Here is a 17,986-nt window from a genome sequence, read left to right as displayed (position 1 = left end):
TGAATTAATGATAGCAACTCAATTTAATTTAAATAATTATTTTTTATTTATCATCAAAAATATAGGCCCCCAGGCCTAAATCACCAGCATACCAGCTTTTATGGGCCACTTTACCTTCTTTATTATCCGCAGCTCCAAAAACAGTTAAAAGCGGCATTAAATGGTCTGGATAAGGATGGGCCCTCTCAGAATAAGGTGATATTCTTCTGTAGTTTAAAAGAGAATCCTCATCACCACTAGTAACAGCCTTAGTCAACCAGGCCTCAAAATCAATGGCCCACTGGTCAGGTTTAGCACCAACTCTAAAGGATGCATAACCAAGGGGATGCACTGCCCCACCACTACCCATAATTAAAATTCCTTCATTTTTTAATTCACTAATAGCACTTCCTAAATTCATATGCCGGGCCGGATTCATGTGGTGTTGTATAGATAGTTGAATGATAGGAACATCAGCTTCGGGAAACATTAAGTTCATGGGAACCCACGCCCCATGATCGAAGCCCCGGTCATGGTTTTTCAAAGCTTCCAGGCCTGCGTTCTCTATTATGTTGTAGGTCTTCCTGGCTAAATCTGGTGAGCCAGGGGCCCAGTATTTTATTTCATAAAGCTCTTCAGGAAATCCATAAAAGTCGTGTATGGTATTGGGTGAAGGATTGGTGGTAACTTCAGGCACCGAAGTTTCCCAATGGGCGGATATACATAAAACGGCCTTTATATTTTTATATTTCACTCCCAGCTCTTTTAGGAATGTTCGGGCCGGAATGTCTTCTAAGGTCAGGGTAGGGGCCCCGTGTGATATGAATATGGGTGGGATTGGTTTGGACATGTGGGTTTCTCCTTTTTTTGAGATAATTGGATGAATATTGTTATTAATTAATTTGGTTTTTGTAGAATATTAAATTAGTTATGGGTTGGAATTGTTAATGATTGCTCTAAACTATAAGACAATTTTTAAATATTAGTATTACATTTAACTTATTATGGACTCTTATACTGATGATGTATCACAGATTAGTGAACATAAAACCAGAAAAGAGTATATTGATCCTTTATTAGAACGAACAGGTTGGCTGGATAAATATATTAAAGAAGAAGTCAATTCTGTTAAGTCTAATTTTAAAAATAAGAATATTATTTATTTTAATGGTTCTGTGGAACGTGGTGTAGATAGATTCATTGATTATGTTCTACTGGATGAAGATTACACACCTTTGGCCATCATTGAGGCCAAGAGATTTTCCAAAGATCCTGATATTGGTCGGATACAGGCCCGCAGCTATGCCCAGGACATTGAAAGTCAGGTAGGGTTTAAAGTACCTATTTTTCTAACCAATGGTCAAAAATGGGTTTTAATTGATGAATATGGTATTGAAAGGAAAGTAAGTGGCCCCTTTTCTCAGAGTGATTTAAAAAGACGAAGGGACCTTTATAATAACCGTAAAGATCCTCGCGGTATTAAATTAAATACTTATATTGTGGATAGGCCCCGCAGTGTGCAGATTGTGAGGAAATTAAGTGAACACTTTGCCGAATGCCATAGAACGGCCTTAATTGAAATGGCCACCGGTACAGGAAAGACCAGAGTGGCCATGGCCATCATTGATTTGCTGATTAAAGCTAATATGGTGCGAAATGTCTTATTTATTGCTGATAGGGTAGCTCTGGTAAGGCAGGCCAAGGATAATGGATTTAAAAAATATTTCACCGAGCCGGTGGCTGATTTAAGGAATGGATTCAATGATAACAGCCGATTGTATGTTACCACCGTCCAGACTTTAATGCAGGGCAAGGAAACTCGTTTATTTGAAAAATTCTCCCCTGGATTTTTTGATTTAATTGTTTTTGATGAGGCCCACCGTTCTATTTATGATAGAAACAATCTAATTTACCAGTACTTTGACTGTATAAAAATTGGATTAACGGCCACGCCTCGTGAACGGGAAACTCAAAGTACCTTTGATTTATTTGGTAAGGCCACCGTGGAATACGCTTATGATGAGGCAGTGCGTGACGGAGTATTAGTCCCCTATTTTGCCCATATTATATCTACCAAGGTTTTAAATGAAGGGATAAAACCTGAAAATCTGGATAAGTTTCTTAAAGACCATTTAAGAAGACAGAAAGTTGATCCTGATGAGTTGGAATTAACTGGTTCTCAATTTGACCGGGTATTCATGGATGATAAGACCAATGCTCTCATAATTAAAAGTTTTATGGAGTATTGCTATAAATCAGATGAGGGAAAACCAGCCAAGTCTATTTTCTTCTGTGCCAGCCGCAACCATGCCAAGCACATGAAAAAGGTTTTTGGAGAATTATTTCCTAAATTCTCTGATGAGGTGCAGGTTATAACCTCTAATATGGCCCGCAATGACGATGAAGTGGAACGCTTTAAAAAACAGTCCAATCCACGAATTGCCCTATCAGTGGGAATGCTGGATACTGGAGTGGATATTCCAGAAATCTGCAACCTGGTATTTGTAAAACCAGTCTATTCACCCATAAGATTCTGGCAAATGCTGGGCAGGGGAACCCGGAATTTACAGGCCTGCAAACACAAAGACTGGCTACCTTCGGGTAAGAAGAATGATTTCCTAATATTTGATTTTATGATTGGGGGCCATTCCAATATAGAATATCACGAACTGGAAAGGGGAAAAGGTACTGGTGTGCCTAATGATGTTTTAACCACCATTTTTAACAATCGGGTGGCTCTTTTAGATAAAGATTTGACAGTAGAGCAGAAGGAACTGATTACTGGAAAAATTAGAGTTACCATGGATGAGTTGAATGAGGAGTTCTTTTTAGTCCGGGAAAAAGCATCTATAATTTCTAAGATTAAAAATAGTGATGATTTAGAGGGCTTTGTGGATCCCTTAATTGAGGAAATATCTCCTTTAATGATTACCCAGTTTGGCTCTAATTCTAAAGTTTCCTCATTTATCTTGAAATCAGAAAAACTCTTTGAGTGTATTCTGGATCTTGATAAGGAAAAAATAGATAAAATACGCCGGGAAGTGGTCTTCATGATAAGTAATGTCATGGAAAAAGACAACCTCCAAGTAATAAGCGAGAAGAAACCCCAACTAATTAAAGCAAGGCAGAGTGAATTCTGGGAGGATTTAACCTTTGAAGACGTGGAATTTTTGGTTACAGAAGTAGCACCCTTAATGAAGTACTTTGAACCCACCGGAGAAGGCATTATTGATATACCTGTGGCCGACGTAATTACCGACTGGAAGAAGTTTGAAAAAGAAGTCCAGGAAGACGAGGAACTTAAAAGACTTCTGGAGCGGAATGAATCTGTCCGCAAATTAAAAGAAGGTCATGGTATTAATTCAGGAGAGTTACTGGATTTAGAAAGGGAACTATCATCTCTAAAACCAGAAATAACCATAGAATACATTCAAAAACAGCAAAATATTGACTTTTTACAATTCCTGAGAGATATTATTGGCCTCTCCCGTGATGACGATCCAAGGATGATAATTGAGAAGAGATTTAATGATTACATAGTGGAGAATGTGCATTACACCTCCCGCCAGGTTGAATTTCTAATGTTACTGAAGAAAGTCTTCTCTGAGAGGAAGCATATTGAAATGAAGGATTTAGGTGGGCCTCCCTTTGAGGATGAGAATCCACTGGATTTGTTTAGTTATGAGGAGTTAGTGGGGATTGTGGATAAGTGTAATAGGATTAGGATGTGTTGAATTTAACTTATACTAATTAAGGTTATCAAAATGACAAAAGGAACTAATATTAAACTTGGAAATAATGATCCATGTCATTGTGGAAGTGGCAAAAAATATAAAAAGTGTTGTCGCAAAAAAGATAGGAAAAACAGTAATTCTATACAAAATATTGATTTTTCTAAAATTAATGAAACTAATAAATTAATAAAAGACAATCCTTCTGCTAAAGAAATGAAAGAATCGCTTGATGGGATGAAAGCTTTAAGAAGTGCTACTGAATCAGGTCTTTTAGATGGACTTATTCCTGCCGGTCTTGATGTCGATGAGTTAACTAATACCTTTCCTGAAATAGATAAACTTGAAAAACAATTCTCTATATTTGAAATTCCAGATAAATTCAATAAACATTTCTTAAAATATGGATGGATAGCTCACGAATCAATTAAATTCGAAGCTATGAAAAAAGCAGTTGAATTAGCTGAAGAAGAAAAATTTGAAGAAGCTGAACAAGTTTTGATAGATGGATATAATGAACAATTGGAAATAAATATTCGAATTATTAAAGGAGTAAGTGAATTCGAATTAAGAATTGATTTAATTCAAAAGGCATATGAAGATTATTTAAATGAAAGATATCATTCATGTATTCCTATTGTTTTTTCTATAATTGATGGTGTCGTAGCGGATATGAACGAAATTGGTGGTAATAAAGGGTTTTTTACCGATGGAGATAATATATATGCATGGGATTCCATTGCAGCTCATCAGACTGGATTAAATAAGCTAAAAAAATTGTTATATCAAAGTAGAGGAACAACAACCACTGAAGAATTAGATATTCCATATAGAAATGGAATTATTCATGGACGAGATCTTGGGTATGCTAACCAGAAAGTTGCAGTTAAAACATGGGCAACACTAATAGCTTTAAAAGATGGAATTGTTGCCATAAAAACAAAGGGTATGGTGCCTATAGTAAAAGAAAAACCTACAATAGGAGATATGATGACTTCAATTGTGGATCATGAAAAGAAAATGGAACTAATTACAAATTGGAAACCACGAAAGTTAAAAGTGAATGAAAATTTTCCCGAGTTTGGAACATCAATAGAATATCAGGATGGAAGTCCAGAAAGAACATTAGTTGAATTTTTTGAGTCTTGGAAAAGCAATAAATATGGATTAATGGTTGAAAAACTAAATTATCGCTTCTTTGAAGAGGATACTTTAGGAAAAATGGTTTTTGAATTGAAAAATGGTATTTTTAAGGATAAACAAATAAAAAATTTCTCAATTCTAAGTATTGATGATTCTGCAATGACTTCTACAATAACAGTAAATCTTACAATTCAAAAAGAAGATGACGAAATATCAAAAGATATTATTTTTCATATGAATTATGAAAACGAAAATGGTGAAATGGAGCCAATTGGTATGAAAAGTGGCTCATGGAAGATTTATAATGGTATTTATGACATTGAAGGATTATAATTTACTTAATAGAGGTTGCAGAGATGGAAAGAAGAACAGAAATTAAATGCAATCTTATGAATGAATGGAAAAATTACACAATAAAAGATATTGGAAGTGTTGTCACGGGCAACACTCCTCCAAAAAAAGATCCAGAAAATTATGGTGGAAATTTAGTTTGGATCAAACCTCCAGATTTGGATAAAAGAAAGTTTGTTTCTACTTCAGAAGATACTATTTCAGAAATTGGAAAAAAGAAGGTTAGATTATTACCAAAAGGATCTGTTTTAGTTTCTTGCATTGGTAATATTGGAAAAATAGCTATATCAGATTGTGAATTATGTACAAACCAGCAAATTAACAGTATAATTCCTAATAAGGATATAGTTGATCCTATTTTTTTATATTATGCTATAAAAAGAATGAAACCTTATCTTGAAAAGATAGCATCTTCAGCCGTAGTTCCTCTATTAAATAAAAATGACTTTTCTAAAGTTAACATTAAGCTCCCACCACTCGAAACCCAAAAGAAAATAGTCGAAATCCTGGAAAAGGCCGAAAAACTGAAAGAATGGCGGGCCGAAGTGGATGAATTGGCCGATGAATATTTGAAAAGTGTATTTCTGGAAATGTTTGGAAATCCATTAACAAATTCTAAAGGATGGAATTTGAAGGAATTAAAAGAATTTGGAGAAATTAAAACGGGCAATACTCCTTCAAGAAAAATATCCGAGTATTATGGAGATTATATTGAATGGATTAAATCAGATAACATTAATACGCCTTTTACTTATTTAACAACTAGTGAAGAAAGGCTTTCTAAAGAAGGATCGAAAGTAGCCCGTATAGTTCCTAAAGGCTCAATTTTAGTAACTTGTATAGCTGGAAGCATATCTTGCTTAGGCAATGTTGCAGTTACAGATAGGAATGTAGCTTTTAATCAACAAATTAACTCCATAACTCCTAAAGGTGTAAATGAATTATTTTTATATCATTTAATTTTATATACTAAACATTATCTACAAAATTTTTCTAGAAGTGCTTTAAAAGGAATAATTAATAAAACAACTTTTGAGTCAATTCCAATGATTTACCCTCCAAATGAATTGCAGGAGCAGTTTGGAAAAATCGTCCAGCAAGTAGAAACACTAAAAACTCACCAAACACAATCAAAACAAAAAATAGACAACCTATTCAATACCCTAATGCAAAAGGCCTTTAAAGGAGAACTTGTATGTTAGATTCAGACCTCAAATCAAAGATTAATCAGTTATGGGATAAGTTCTGGAGTAGTGGGATATCCAATCCCCTGCAGGCCATTGAACAGATGTCCTACTTAATGTTCATGAAACGTTTAGATGATGATGAGATTGCCAAGGAAAAGAATGTTCAATTAAGTGGAGAACCATTCGAATCCCTCTTTAAAGACTGTCCTGATTGCCGCTGGTCACAGTGGAATAACATGGCCTCTGATGAGATGCTGGACCATGTCCGGGATAAAGTATTTCCTTTCCTTAGAGATTTAGGAGATGATGACTCACTATACAGTCGTTATATGAAAGATGCAGTCTTTGCCATTCCCACTGGTACTCTATTAACTGAGGCCACCAGTATCATTGACGGTATGCACATCAAGGAGCAGAACCTGGACACCAAAGGGGATATCTACGAGTACCTCTTATCTGAACTTAAAACCTCTGGTAAAAACGGCCAATTTAGAACTCCCAGACACATCATCCAGATGATGGTGGAATTATTAGACCCTAAAATCGGGGAAACCATCTGCGACCCGGCCTGTGGTACCGCTGGTTTTTTAGTCAATGCCTACCAGCACATTTTAAAGGCCAACACTTCCCGGGATTTAATAAAGATTGATGAGGATGGAAATGAACGTAACTTCAAAGGGGATAAATTAAGCCAGAATGAATTCAAAGTTCTGAAAAATAAATCATTATATGGGTTTGACTTTGACCAGACTATGGTAAGAATCTCTTTAATGAACCTTATGATGCACGGCATCAGCAATCCAAGGATAGATCAAACCAACACCTTGTCTATGCGTTACAGCCAGCACCCTAATTTTGATGTTGTACTGGCCAACCCACCATTTAAGGGAAGCATAAATAAAGATGAGCTCAGTGATGATTTCTCCATAAACACCACCAAGACCGAGATTTTATTCTTAGAACTGATGTACAACATCTTGACCATTGGGGGCCGTTGTGCAGTTATTGTTCCCCAGGGCGTTTTATTTGGAAATTCTAAGGCCCATAAAGCCATCAGACAAAAATTATTGGAAGATTGTAGATTAGACGCTGTTATATCCATGCCATCGGGAGTATTCAAGCCTTATGCTGGAGTATCCACTGGTATTTTAATCTTTACTAAAGGAGAACCTACAGAAGATGTGTGGTTCTATGACATGGAGGCCGATGGTTATTCCCTAGATGATAAAAGGACTTTTATTGATGGTAAAGGGGATATTCCAGATATTATTGAAAAATATAAAAATAAAAATAAAGAAGATCTGGAAGATCGTAAGGCCCAATGCTTTGCTGTTCGATTAGATGAAATAAAAGAAAATGACTATTCTTTGAGCATTTCTAATTATAAAGAAATAGAGTACGAGGAAATAGAGTATGAGGCCCCGGAAGTAATTAAGGCCAAGATTTTGGAATTAGAAGAGAAGATAATTAAGGGGTTAAAAGATCTGGAAATTTAATTAATTCTATCCTTTATTTTATTTTTTTATTAATTATGCTAAGTCAAGTTATTGAATTCTTGAATTTATTTTTAATTTTAATATTAAGAAATAAGTATCAGTTTAAATAGTATTACTAATAATACTTTATTTAATAAAATCTGCATATCAAAATTAAACCTGGCTACTCTTTGGATGTGGAGGTGTTTTAGATTCGTGATTATGATATTGGTCAAGTTTGGGAGATTTTAAACAGTCTTAAAGAGATAAACGAGTATAATGTTAGAGAGTCCCGTCATGTAATGCTTTCTTTTTCTAAAAGAAGCTCTTTTATTGATCAAGATATTGTTTATGATTCATTAGTTAATAAGAAGCCTGTTTTGATTGGGAAAACTAGTTATGACACCTTTAAAGTCTTATATGAACATCCAAATAGAAGTAGTGAAGATATTTATATTATCTTTAAAATTGATGAAAGCAAAAATATTTTATTAGTAACAATATATACTCACAGTATTGAAAGGAGGATTAGACATCATGAGAGGAGCTAATTTTGAAGTTGATTATCAATACGATATGGAGGTGGATGGTTTATTCATCTATGTTTCCCAAGATTATCAGTATAATACTTCTATTGAGTTAGATAATGATGTTATTCTTGATTTTGATAAAGGTGGTATTCCAGTGGCCCTGGAGATACTTAATGCTTCTCATGTTCTTAAAGTTCCAAAATATGCTTTAAATGGTATTGAAGAAATAAAAATGACTATAAACGTGAATGAAAAGTCTATAAGTCTTAAAGCAGGGTTTTGCGTGATTTTACATAACCTGGAACAAACACAATTAGTAGATACATTCACTTCCAACGATATTGGAATTCCAGCCATGGAAACTGAATTAGCAACTGCTTAAAACAAAAATATTTTTTATTTTTTATAAATTTCCATTAAAGATGGCCTTATTTGGGGAATAACATCTTTGATAGTACGCCATACCAGTTCGTATTTTATTCCAAAATAAAAATGAATAAGTTTATCTCATCATTCTACCATCTTCAAAAATTACTATAATTTTTCAAACCTAAATTAATTAATAATAGTTATTCACAAATTAAATCACATACTAATTGTTACTTTGGTGATGGTGTTATTATGAATGTTATCAGTGTCATGAAAAACCACAAAAGTGAGATAAAGGCCAAATATGATGTCAAGAGAATAGGGATATTTGGTTCTTATGCCAAAGGCTTGCAAAATGAAGAAAGCGATATAGATGTGCTGGTAGAATTTGAAAATCCCACCTTTGATAATTTCATGGAACTATCATTTTTCTTGGAAGATTTATTTGGTAAAAGTGTGGATCTTCTTACTCCCAAAAGTTTAAGTCCTTATATGCGCCCTTCAGTGGAAAAAGAGGTAGTTTGGTGTGAATGAGGATAAAGTATTCTTGGAAAATCATTTCAGTGATTTGAAATCGGAAAATCTAGAAAATAGTGAGTTCGAAAAAAGAACTGCAGAAGCACTGGAAAGATATGAAAAAGGCCAATTTACAGAAATGAGTGCCAAGAAATTCTTAAAAACTTTAGGGAAATGGTAGATAAGGAAAATTTGCTTTCATTTATTTTTTTACAGATACTAATTTCAAAATAATTCATTTTTCACTAATTTTAATTATAAGACTTCATTTTCTTATCTTCAATACCTTAAGGATATAGGACTTATTAGAAGAAAATTTTAAATGAATAAAACGAAATTATATATTATTCTAATTTAAATGAAATAATAGAAGAACTTTATTCCATTGAATCAAGTTATAAAAAATTTTAAAAGTTCATTTTTCTTATAAACAATAATTTTAGGAATAAATTTTTATATGAACCATATTAAAGGTTACCACAATATTTTATCAATTTCTCAGCTTTTTAATGAGATTTACACGAATACGAGTTATTTAAATGAGCGATGAATACACATCAGCAGCAGAATGGGAAGAGGTGAATCTTTTCAAATATATGGCCATGGTCAAATCTGGTGTTGTAAAATTCAGTGGATTTAAAAAATACATATCTACTAATTCATCCGTATCATCCAGAATAACTTATCATGTCGAGCTTACCTACGATTCCCGGCCTAATAATGCCAATATGGAATTTAAAGAAAATGACATAATATTTGCTAAGGCCAAAAATAATGCTCATGTTTATTTAATTGATTCTGATTCTAGTGATAATTTGTATTCAACTGGATTTTTTGGTTTAAGAATTAAAAATAATGATAAAATACTGCCAAAATTTGTATTTTACTGGCTGCGGAGTAATTTATTCCAAAAAGAAAAGGATAGAAATTGCAAAGGAATAATTAAGGAATCTATTAATTGTTCAGCATTAAAAAATTTTGTAATTCCCCTTCCACCCATGGAAACCCAAAAGGAAATTGTGGAAATCCTTGAAAGGGCTGAAAAATTAAAGGAATGGCGACAAAAGTCAGAAAAATTATCGGCTGACTATTTGAAGAGGGTATTCTTGGAGATGTTTGGTGATCCTTTTACAAATCCAAATATCTGGGAAGAAAAAACATTGGGTGATGCCTGTTATACCATAAAAGATGGATTACATACGGTTCGCTATAAAGATCAAGGAATTCCATTTATTTTTGCTAAAGATATTATAAATGGGCCTGATGATTTTAAAAACAATGGCTCTAGTAAATATATTGGTCTGGCAGATTATCTAAAATTTATAAATAAATGCCGTCCTGAAAAGGGTGATGTTCTTTATACAAAAGGGTTTAAAACTGGATTTGCTAAATATGTTGATAATGATCATGATTTTTCTATTTGTGAGCATTTAGCAGTTTTGAAATTTGATGAAAATCAAATTAATGGCCTCTTTTTAGAGCATATTTTAAATTCAGATTACTGCTATAATCAATCCAGGATATTTACTCGAGATGCATTTAATCAAAATCTGGTAATTGCTCAGATGAAAAGAATAAAAATAATGGTTCCCCCCATTGATCTCCAAAACCAATTCGCAGATTTTGTGCAGGAAATAGAAATTCAAAAATCTCAACTAGCTGAATCCAAAAAAGAGATTGATGGAATATTTGATAATGTCATGGCTAGTGTATTTGAAGAGGAATAATTTTATTCGCTGTGTTTTTGAATAATTAATTTTCATGACTTAATTTTTTTATTCATAAAATCAATAAACACTCACTATTAACCATAAATTCGGTCATGGTGATCGTAATCATCAATTATAATACTCTCTGGGTCTTCATGATAAATCAATACAAAATCGCCCACATGGGCCCGTCTTTCACCACTGAGATTTCCTTTTAGTGGTTTGTAATGTTCAGGATTTCTTATTATTTGTTTAATCTTTTTTTCTACATGCTGGTACTGGACCTGGTTCTTGTGAGAAAGTTTTTCCAGCTTATGGTGGGCGGTGTGGGATATTAAAACATTCTTATGGAAGTCGTTACCCAAATTTCCTGAATTTGAAACAAGTATTCCTTTAACTGGTGACAGTTACCTTTTTTAACTTCTGCCTTAATTCTATCCAGTTCTTACCAATATTCATAATTTATTGGAGGATATATTCCTTTTTTCATTATTAAAACCCATTAAATCAAATAAAAGACTTAATTAATCATCATGTCCGGTTTTTGAACATTCCTTAAATCAATTTTGTTTTGCTTAGTTATTATTTTATTTAATATTATTAATTAAATTATAGGTAATTTTATAACCTTTGAAAACAATCTTCTATTTCAGGTAATTCCTGGGGGCCTGCACCCTATTTGGCTGCACACGAGCTCACGTTCCGAAGGCCCTCGGGTACTGAATTATACTTATTCTATTTTAAAACCTAAATTAAGATTTTAATGCCAGCCATTACTAAAATAAAAGCCATTATTCAATTATTCCGGCCAGATTTATCACTAGCTGCAGGAATATATGTGGTGGTAGGTGAATGTTGGATAGGGGTTATTAAAAAATAATCACGAAACTAATGAATTTGCTTTTAAAGACTTTTTTTCTGAAATCTCTTTTTTATTATTATTTTTATTATTAGATGATTCTTTTAATTCTATTTTATCGAATACGTGATCAACAATGTCCATGATTTCTTGATCTTTGCTAGTTTCTTTAGAATCATCTATCTTGTAAATATTAATTTGTTTTTCAATTTCTATATTAGATAATATATTTTGAAATGCACTTATGGCCTTCATGGCGGGGGAATTCATATCTGCTTTGTAAAACTGCCCATTTCCTTCTTTTTTAGTTTCTTTTATGAGATGGTAATCTTCTAATTTGTTAAAAAATTCGTAAAGAGTTCCTCTTGCAATTCCGGCATATTCGGCCATATCTTTTTTTGTATATTCATTGTAAGGGTGGGATATAAGAAGATCTATCACCTTTACTTGAGGGTAACTACCAAAAATTTCTGTTAACATTTTTAAACCTCTGATTGTTCATATTTTGGACAATCAATAATATAAATTTTTTGTACTTTATCATTTACTTAAATATCATTTTTTATTATTACTATTTTAAAAAAACATAATATTTATATTTATTAAAAACTAATTGGTATCATGAATTCTGAGGTTCCTCTAGAATACATTATTCTCATAAATTTGTTAAGACATGCTTATGTAGGTAAAAGACACACTCCTCTAGACAATGCAGTGAAAGGAATTCCTTCTCATGAATTAAAAGATGCTAAAAAAGCTCTTAAATATTTAATTAGAATAAGATGGTTAAATCCAAAGAAAACAGGTCATGGACTGGATGTTTCGATTAATCCAAGATTTTTAAATGAAATAAAAAATATTCCCGAAATAAAAAGAGTATTTAATAATGATTTTTGACTAAACACTATCATCCTGCACACTAACACAGAAGCGACACAGTGCACTAGGAGTATTGATTTGTTTTTCCTTAACCGGACAATAATAAACACCATTTTCATATCTTAAAACAAAACCACCCGGAAACTTAGTTCCCACCGGGTGAATTGACTCTTCTCTGACAAAAGCAGTGTAGGTGGCCACAATACGAGCAATCTTCTGAAAACAAAGCTCGTGATGACTTCGGGCCTCATTTTTTTGCATTTCCAAGACCTGCAAAAAATCCTTTAACTTTTTATTATTTACTAAACCCTCGTAATGGGTCTTATCTTCTTTAATATCTTTTATTCTAATGAAAAAGGCCCGAGTAAATCTTTCAATATATTCTTTTTGCTCGGGTAATGGCATGAACTTAGCATCTTCCTTCAGATACCCACTTGCATCCATAATTTCTTTAATATGGATATTACGGGACTCTTTTTTTAGAATCTCTTGAAGATCCATTTTGCTGAGGGGAATTGTAAAATCAATATTATCAATATTTTTTAACATATAATTCACGTAATTACTGATTTTTTTGATTAAAAGTGCTTATTACTTTTTAAGATTTTTTCTAATTAATTGAATTTAAATAACCTTTTTTAAACACTTTCATCCTGTTCTGCAATACAAAAACCACATACTGCACCGGGATTGTCCTTTTGACTTTCTTTTACCGGGCAAAAATAGGTCTCACCTTCTAATTTAACCTCAAAACCTCCAGGAAATGGTGTTCCCGGGGGATGAATGGGTTCATCCAGGACAAAAGTGGTGTAAACTGATATTATCATGTAAATCTTAAAAAATGAATGATTGAAATCCTCATTTACATCATTATTTGCTTTTTGTACTTTTAATAAATCAAGAGCGGATTTCAAATCTTCAAAGTCTAATTTTCCGGAATATTGGGCATTATCATTTTTCAAATCAGTTATTCTTATGATAAAACCATTCACATAAGCTTTTACAAACTTTTTTCTATAATCTGCCTGTATATAGATGGCATCTTCATGAATAAAATTACTAGCTGAGATTATGTCAGAGATACCTATGGGACGGGCCTCTTTTTGCAGGATTTCTAATAATTCCTGTTTAGATAATTCCTTTTCCCAGTTTAAATCCAGCATAAAATCACTTTTTATTTTACTTTTTTATTTTTAGAATAAAATAATTAGAATTCTATTAGAATTCTTTTTAATAGAATTTAATGAATTATTCTCCACGAGCAAATCTTACAACAGCCTCTGATAATTTAGGCCCGATACCATCAACTTTTTGAAGTTCCTTTTCGGTAAATGGTCTTAAATCTTCTCCAAAGGTTTTAACCAAAGCACGGGCCCGTTTTCTTCCTAATCTCTTAACTCCCAGTACCAGAGGAATAAGTTCGTCCTTCACTCCATAATACAAACGTGCAGATAGTATTTCTAAATCTCTAGAATGGGCATAAATTCCAGAAACTTCGCATATGTTCTTAAAGAACTTCACTAGTAGTGAGGCCTCATAGGCTGCCCTTCTGGTGGTGGCAGCATAAACATGGAATGCGTTTTCAATCTCATATTCATTACGCTCATCAATCCACTCCATAAGAGATGCGGTAGTGGCCTCCTGGTTACGCATATCCACCGCAAAGATTCCCTTACTGGATAGCTTCTCCCGAACAGGATCTTTGCTTTTACGGCCTTTAAAGGATATTAATGGCATGTCTGGAGTTCTACACATCTGGTAAATTAACTGATTAAGATCCAGTTCTTCCATTTGGGTGGCATACTCTTTCAATTTCACTGCGGTTTCCACGGTGTAATTGGATTTAGCTATGAGCAAACCATACGCAGTAGCCTTTAGTCCTTCGGGTGTGGCCTGTAATATTCCGTTTTGCATTAAAAAATTTACGGATTCATTAATTTCAAATTCCAGACTATCCGCAGCAAAAGCACTCATATATGGGTTGTGCTGCATCTGGTAGCCATAAAATGTTTTAGTAAAGAATTCTTGAATTTCTACAGGATTTTTGGCCAGAGTTGAAGCTACCTGGGCAATAATCTGCCTATAAACAGCGTCTTTATTTTCTATGAGCTTTGAATTAGTTGCTTCTACTTCTCCATTAACATAGAACTCTTGCAGGTTTTGAGCTTCATCCAGGGTCTTGGCAATCAAGTAGGAGTAACCCACATCGTCGTACTGGGGCCGACCAGCACGGCCTGACATCTGCTCATAATCGAAAACTGGAATGTTTTGAGGCCCTTGAGAGGTCCATCGGGTGTAATCTCTAATAACCACACTTCGGGATGGTAAATTAACTCCGTACATCAAACTAGGAGTGGCAGTAATCATTAATAAATTCCCTAAACGGAATTCGTCTTCAATGATTTCTTTTTGTTCATTGAAAAGGCCGGCGTGGTGAAAAGCCACTCCGTTTTCTGCACTCTCGGCTAATTTAAGGCAGATAGAGGTTGGTCGGGTTCCTTTCTTTTTAGGAACTTCTAGAATCTTGTCTGCAACTTCTCGGAATGCTTTTTTCTTCTCTCGAGGAACTTTACGCTTTATTTTACCAGAAACGAATTTAGCCAGTGATTCAGTAAATAGGCGGGTAGAAACAAAGGCCAGGGCTTGAGCATCATCTTCAATAGATTTTTCCAGGATTTTAACTATGACATCGTTTTTATTTTTAGTATTGAACATCTCGGTGTTGAGGATTTCTTTGTGCAATGGTACTGGGCGGTAGTCATGCTCCACCACTTTTGCATCCAACCAGCCGCAAATCTCTTCCATGTTCTGTAATGTGGCAGATAAAGCAATTATTCGCATTCCAGGGTTTATAAGATTTGATCTGGTTATGGCACATTCTATGGTAGGTCCACGGGAGTATTCACCAATCATGTGAAATTCATCCACAATTAAAAGGTCCACTTCTCTGAGGGTGTTCCAGGAAAACCGGGTAATGGCATCAAACGATTCAAAAACCATTACTGAAAGATCAGATGAGTTGGGATGTCTTCCTACCTTAATTCCATACTCTTCAAAGGCTTTAAACTCTTTTATCTTCTCATTTTGGATGGAAATTAAAGGAACGGCATAAACTACTTTTCCACCATCCATAAGGGTTTTTAAGGCAGCCATCATTCCCAGCAGGGTTTTCCCACTGGCGGTGGGAATGGCCACAATAAAGTTCTGGTTATCTTCTAGATATCCTGATTCAAGAACAGCTTTTTGGGCAGGGTTCAGTTGTTCTATGTGGGGATAGCAACCCTGTAAAATTTCTCTTAAAGAATGGTCTAATGTTTCCATGGTTATCAGCGCGTGATTAGTATTATTTTAATTAATTAAGCTTTAGTAATATTATAATTTTTTTATAATTTTTTTAAAAGTTAATAAAGATTATATTGTTTTATTCTTAAGTTAGATTAACTTTTAATTAAATTTAATTAAAATTTGAAAAATAAAATTTTTTTAATATTTTTAGTTTAATATTAAAATAAGAACTTAAAAAGAACGAAAAAAGTAAAAACATATTATTCTTTTATTTTTTCAGTTACTTTTATCTCTTCTATTCTAGTGGTGGGGTATTGTCCATTATCATCCTTTTCCACACTTTTGACCATGTCCCATATAGTTAAAAGAGCAACACTGGCCCCAGTCAGTGCTTCCATCTCTACACCTGTTTTTCCAGCACATTTTACACTTACTGATGTCCAAATGCTTTCTTTTTCCACTTCAAAATCCACTTCAATTCCAGTGATACTCAAAGGGTGACACAGAGGAATCATATTAGAAGTGTTTTTAACAGCATTTATGGCCGCGATTTGGGCGGTGGTAAGCACATTACCTTTTTTTATTTCTTGATTTTGAATTAAATCAATGGTCTGCTGATTTAAGAATATTCGGCCACTGGCAGTTGCACTTCTTTTCATGGAAGGTTTTTCTCCCACTTCTACCATGTGCACGCCCTTAGAGGTTAGGTGAGTAAAGTCTTTTTTTGGCATAATTTTCCCTTTTTTAATTTATTTTTTATAATAATATTAATTAATATTTAAAATTCGTTTTATGAAAAAATTCAAATAATATTTTAGTAGGGTATTTCTAGTTCTGCAAACTTCATTGCTCTTTTTTGGGCCATTTTTCCCATTTTTTCCCGCATATGAGGATCTTTAAGCAATTTATCAAGAGCTTCGGCCAGGGCCACAGGATCTTTTGGTTCTACCAGTATTCCCACATCTTCATTTACTAATTCTGGAATTCCACCTACATTGGTGGCTACTACTGGTTTTCCACTAGCCATTCCTTCTAAAAGAGCTATTCCAAAGCTTTCATTTATTGAAGGCATGACTATTACATCTGCATCAGGAATCAGTTCTTCCACATCGCTTCGAGGCCCGGTAAATATGATACTTTTTAAGCCTTCATATTCAGCCATTCCTTTAAATTCCTGCAAGAGAGGCCCACCACCAACAATAACCAGCTTTGAAGGTTCTTCCATGAGTTTTTTGGCCCTTAAAAGATGTTTAACTCCTTTTTGAGCAACTAAATTTCCTACAAAGAGAATAATTTGTTCATCATCTTCAATTCCCAGTTCTTTTCTGAGTTTACCTTTATTCTGGGGATTGAATCGATGGGTATCCACACCGTTCCAGGTTATTTTTATTTTTCGCTCCAAATTAGGTATTTCTAACTCCAGAACTTTATCCTTAACTGCTTCACTCACTACGAAAACGCCTAGGGCATGATTAAGTATCAATTTGAAAATTGGCCTTAAAATTCGATTTGATGATAGTAAAAATACATCGGAGCCATGAAGAGTCACACAAAAAGGTACTCCTGTTATCATGCTGGTCATTAACCCAATTAGGCCGGGAGGGGATAAATAATGGGCGTGAATAAGGTTTATATCATTTTCTCTAACCATTTGAATTAATTTAATGGTCCCGGTTAAGGAAAAAATCATTCCTCGCAGCCCCTTAATATTAGGTGCCGTGGCAGATTCCACATGAATTCCTTCCAGGGATTGAACATTTTCATGGGGATAAGTGATTACAAACACTTCATCTCCGTTTTCTATCAGTTTTTTTGATAATAAGTAAACATAAGAAGAAATTCCACCTATATGTGGAGGGAAATGGCCTACCATAGCTATTTTCATTTTTTCACCTTAAACAATAGTTAAATAACAATATATGATTATTTTTTGTAAAGAATATTATAAAATATATTTATTAAGAAAATGCTTA

General features: G+C 33.8%; 17 protein-coding genes. 9 read left to right on the top strand and 8 right to left on the bottom strand.

Annotation, left to right across the window (positions count from 1 at the left end):
- Positions 1-43: 43 nt before the first annotated feature.
- Positions 44-829, bottom strand: coding sequence for a class III extradiol ring-cleavage dioxygenase (locus tag Q7I96_04440; protein ID MDO9626860.1), 786 nt, complete (start codon positions 827-829; stop codon positions 44-46).
- Between the two features lie 154 nt (positions 830-983).
- Here Q7I96_04440 and Q7I96_04435 point away from each other — a divergent pair, with 154 nt between their 5' ends.
- From Q7I96_04435 to Q7I96_04400, 8 genes are all read left to right on the top strand, one after another.
- Entirely contained in the window at positions 984-3,713 is a 2,730-nt protein-coding gene (locus tag Q7I96_04435) for a DEAD/DEAH box helicase family protein (protein MDO9626859.1), read from the top strand.
- 30 nt (positions 3,714-3,743) lie between these two features.
- The gene (locus Q7I96_04430) at positions 3,744-5,186 is read left to right on the top strand and encodes an SEC-C metal-binding domain-containing protein (protein ID MDO9626858.1); all 1,443 of its coding nucleotides are present in this window, start codon (positions 3,744-3,746) and stop codon (positions 5,184-5,186) included.
- A 23-nt stretch (positions 5,187-5,209) separates the two neighbouring features.
- Positions 5,210-6,406 (top strand): restriction endonuclease subunit S, encoded by a 1,197-nt coding sequence (locus tag Q7I96_04425; GenBank protein ID MDO9626857.1) that lies wholly within the window; start codon positions 5,210-5,212, stop codon positions 6,404-6,406.
- A complete protein-coding gene (locus tag Q7I96_04420) occupies positions 6,400-7,887 on the top strand; it encodes a class I SAM-dependent DNA methyltransferase (protein MDO9626856.1) in 1,488 nt (495 codons plus the stop codon). Before Q7I96_04425 ends, Q7I96_04420 begins: the two co-directional genes overlap by 7 nt.
- Before the next feature lie 516 nt (positions 7,888-8,403).
- Entirely contained in the window at positions 8,404-8,778 is a 375-nt protein-coding gene (locus tag Q7I96_04415) for a DUF2283 domain-containing protein (GenBank protein ID MDO9626855.1), read from the top strand.
- Positions 8,779-9,017: 239 nt separating this feature from the next.
- A complete protein-coding gene (locus tag Q7I96_04410) occupies positions 9,018-9,299 on the top strand; it encodes a nucleotidyltransferase family protein (GenBank protein ID MDO9626854.1) in 282 nt (93 codons plus the stop codon).
- Positions 9,292-9,462: a hypothetical protein gene (locus Q7I96_04405; protein ID MDO9626853.1), complete on the top strand. Its 171-nt coding sequence runs from the start codon at positions 9,292-9,294 to the stop codon at positions 9,460-9,462. The genes Q7I96_04410 and Q7I96_04405 overlap by 8 nt, the downstream gene beginning before the upstream one ends.
- Positions 9,463-9,820: 358 nt before the next feature.
- A complete protein-coding gene (locus tag Q7I96_04400) occupies positions 9,821-11,008 on the top strand; it encodes a restriction endonuclease subunit S (GenBank protein ID MDO9626852.1) in 1,188 nt (395 codons plus the stop codon).
- 77 nt (positions 11,009-11,085) lie between these two features.
- Here the strand turns inward: Q7I96_04400 and Q7I96_04395 are convergent, their stop codons facing one another.
- Both Q7I96_04395 and Q7I96_04390 read right to left on the bottom strand, forming a co-directional pair.
- The gene (locus Q7I96_04395) at positions 11,086-11,355 is read right to left on the bottom strand and encodes a type II toxin-antitoxin system mRNA interferase toxin, RelE/StbE family (protein ID MDO9626851.1); all 270 of its coding nucleotides are present in this window, start codon (positions 11,353-11,355) and stop codon (positions 11,086-11,088) included.
- Between the two features lie 515 nt (positions 11,356-11,870).
- Positions 11,871-12,329, bottom strand: a complete 459-nt coding sequence (locus Q7I96_04390; GenBank protein ID MDO9626850.1) for a hypothetical protein — start codon at positions 12,327-12,329, stop codon at positions 11,871-11,873.
- Between the two features lie 141 nt (positions 12,330-12,470).
- On the opposite strand from Q7I96_04390, the gene Q7I96_04385 reads away from it, so the two are divergent.
- Complete coding sequence (locus tag Q7I96_04385) at positions 12,471-12,746, top strand: hypothetical protein (protein MDO9626849.1); 276 nt, start codon at positions 12,471-12,473, stop codon at positions 12,744-12,746.
- On the opposite strand, the gene Q7I96_04380 is transcribed toward Q7I96_04385, so the two are convergent.
- The 5 genes from Q7I96_04380 to Q7I96_04360 all read right to left on the bottom strand — a co-directional run bounded on the left by Q7I96_04380 (position 12,747) and on the right by Q7I96_04360 (position 17,898).
- Positions 12,747-13,277 carry a DUF2115 domain-containing protein gene (locus Q7I96_04380; protein MDO9626848.1) on the bottom strand — a complete coding sequence of 177 codons (531 nt, stop codon included), beginning with the start codon at positions 13,275-13,277 and terminating at the stop codon, positions 12,747-12,749.
- Positions 13,278-13,366: 89 nt separating this feature from the next.
- The gene (locus Q7I96_04375; GenBank protein ID MDO9626847.1) at positions 13,367-13,891 is read right to left on the bottom strand and encodes a DUF2115 domain-containing protein; all 525 of its coding nucleotides are present in this window, start codon (positions 13,889-13,891) and stop codon (positions 13,367-13,369) included.
- 85 nt (positions 13,892-13,976) lie between these two features.
- On the bottom strand, positions 13,977-16,058 hold the full coding sequence (locus Q7I96_04370; GenBank protein MDO9626846.1) for a DEAD/DEAH box helicase: 2,082 nt from the start codon (positions 16,056-16,058) through the stop codon (positions 13,977-13,979).
- Between the two features lie 215 nt (positions 16,059-16,273).
- Complete coding sequence (moaC, locus tag Q7I96_04365; protein MDO9626845.1) at positions 16,274-16,744, bottom strand: cyclic pyranopterin monophosphate synthase MoaC; 471 nt, start codon at positions 16,742-16,744, stop codon at positions 16,274-16,276.
- A gap of 83 nt (positions 16,745-16,827) precedes the next feature.
- Positions 16,828-17,898 carry a glycosyltransferase family 4 protein gene (locus tag Q7I96_04360; protein MDO9626844.1) on the bottom strand — a complete coding sequence of 357 codons (1,071 nt, stop codon included), beginning with the start codon at positions 17,896-17,898 and terminating at the stop codon, positions 16,828-16,830.
- Positions 17,899-17,986 lie beyond the last annotated feature (88 nt).

The sequence above is a fragment of the Methanobacteriaceae archaeon genome (assembly GCA_030656015.1).
Classification (GTDB): domain Archaea; phylum Methanobacteriota; class Methanobacteria; order Methanobacteriales; family Methanobacteriaceae; genus UBA349.
Note: the sequence above shows the minus strand (reverse complement) of the source record. Positions and strands in the feature narration are given on the sequence as shown.

Excerpts from the sequence above, each read along its gene's own strand:
- Q7I96_04440 (MDO9626860.1), bottom strand. The coding sequence starts at position 829 with ATGTCCAAACCAATCCCACCCATATTCATATCACACGGGGCCCCTACC.
- Q7I96_04435 (MDO9626859.1), top strand. The coding sequence starts at position 984 with ATGGACTCTTATACTGATGATGTATCACAGATTAGTGAACATAAAACC.
- Q7I96_04430 (MDO9626858.1), top strand. The coding sequence starts at position 3,744 with ATGACAAAAGGAACTAATATTAAACTTGGAAATAATGATCCATGTCAT.
- Q7I96_04425 (MDO9626857.1), top strand. The coding sequence starts at position 5,210 with ATGGAAAGAAGAACAGAAATTAAATGCAATCTTATGAATGAATGGAAA.
- Q7I96_04420 (MDO9626856.1), top strand. The coding sequence starts at position 6,400 with ATGTTAGATTCAGACCTCAAATCAAAGATTAATCAGTTATGGGATAAG.
- Q7I96_04415 (MDO9626855.1), top strand. The coding sequence starts at position 8,404 with ATGAGAGGAGCTAATTTTGAAGTTGATTATCAATACGATATGGAGGTG.
- Q7I96_04410 (MDO9626854.1), top strand. The coding sequence starts at position 9,018 with ATGAATGTTATCAGTGTCATGAAAAACCACAAAAGTGAGATAAAGGCC.
- Q7I96_04400 (MDO9626852.1), top strand. The coding sequence starts at position 9,821 with ATGAGCGATGAATACACATCAGCAGCAGAATGGGAAGAGGTGAATCTT.
- Q7I96_04390 (MDO9626850.1), bottom strand. The coding sequence starts at position 12,329 with ATGTTAACAGAAATTTTTGGTAGTTACCCTCAAGTAAAGGTGATAGAT.
- Q7I96_04385 (MDO9626849.1), top strand. The coding sequence starts at position 12,471 with ATGAATTCTGAGGTTCCTCTAGAATACATTATTCTCATAAATTTGTTA.
- Q7I96_04380 (MDO9626848.1), bottom strand. The coding sequence starts at position 13,277 with ATGTTAAAAAATATTGATAATATTGATTTTACAATTCCCCTCAGCAAA.
- Q7I96_04375 (MDO9626847.1), bottom strand. The coding sequence starts at position 13,891 with ATGCTGGATTTAAACTGGGAAAAGGAATTATCTAAACAGGAATTATTA.
- moaC (MDO9626845.1), bottom strand. The coding sequence starts at position 16,744 with ATGCCAAAAAAAGACTTTACTCACCTAACCTCTAAGGGCGTGCACATG.
- Q7I96_04360 (MDO9626844.1), bottom strand. The coding sequence starts at position 17,898 with ATGAAAATAGCTATGGTAGGCCATTTCCCTCCACATATAGGTGGAATT.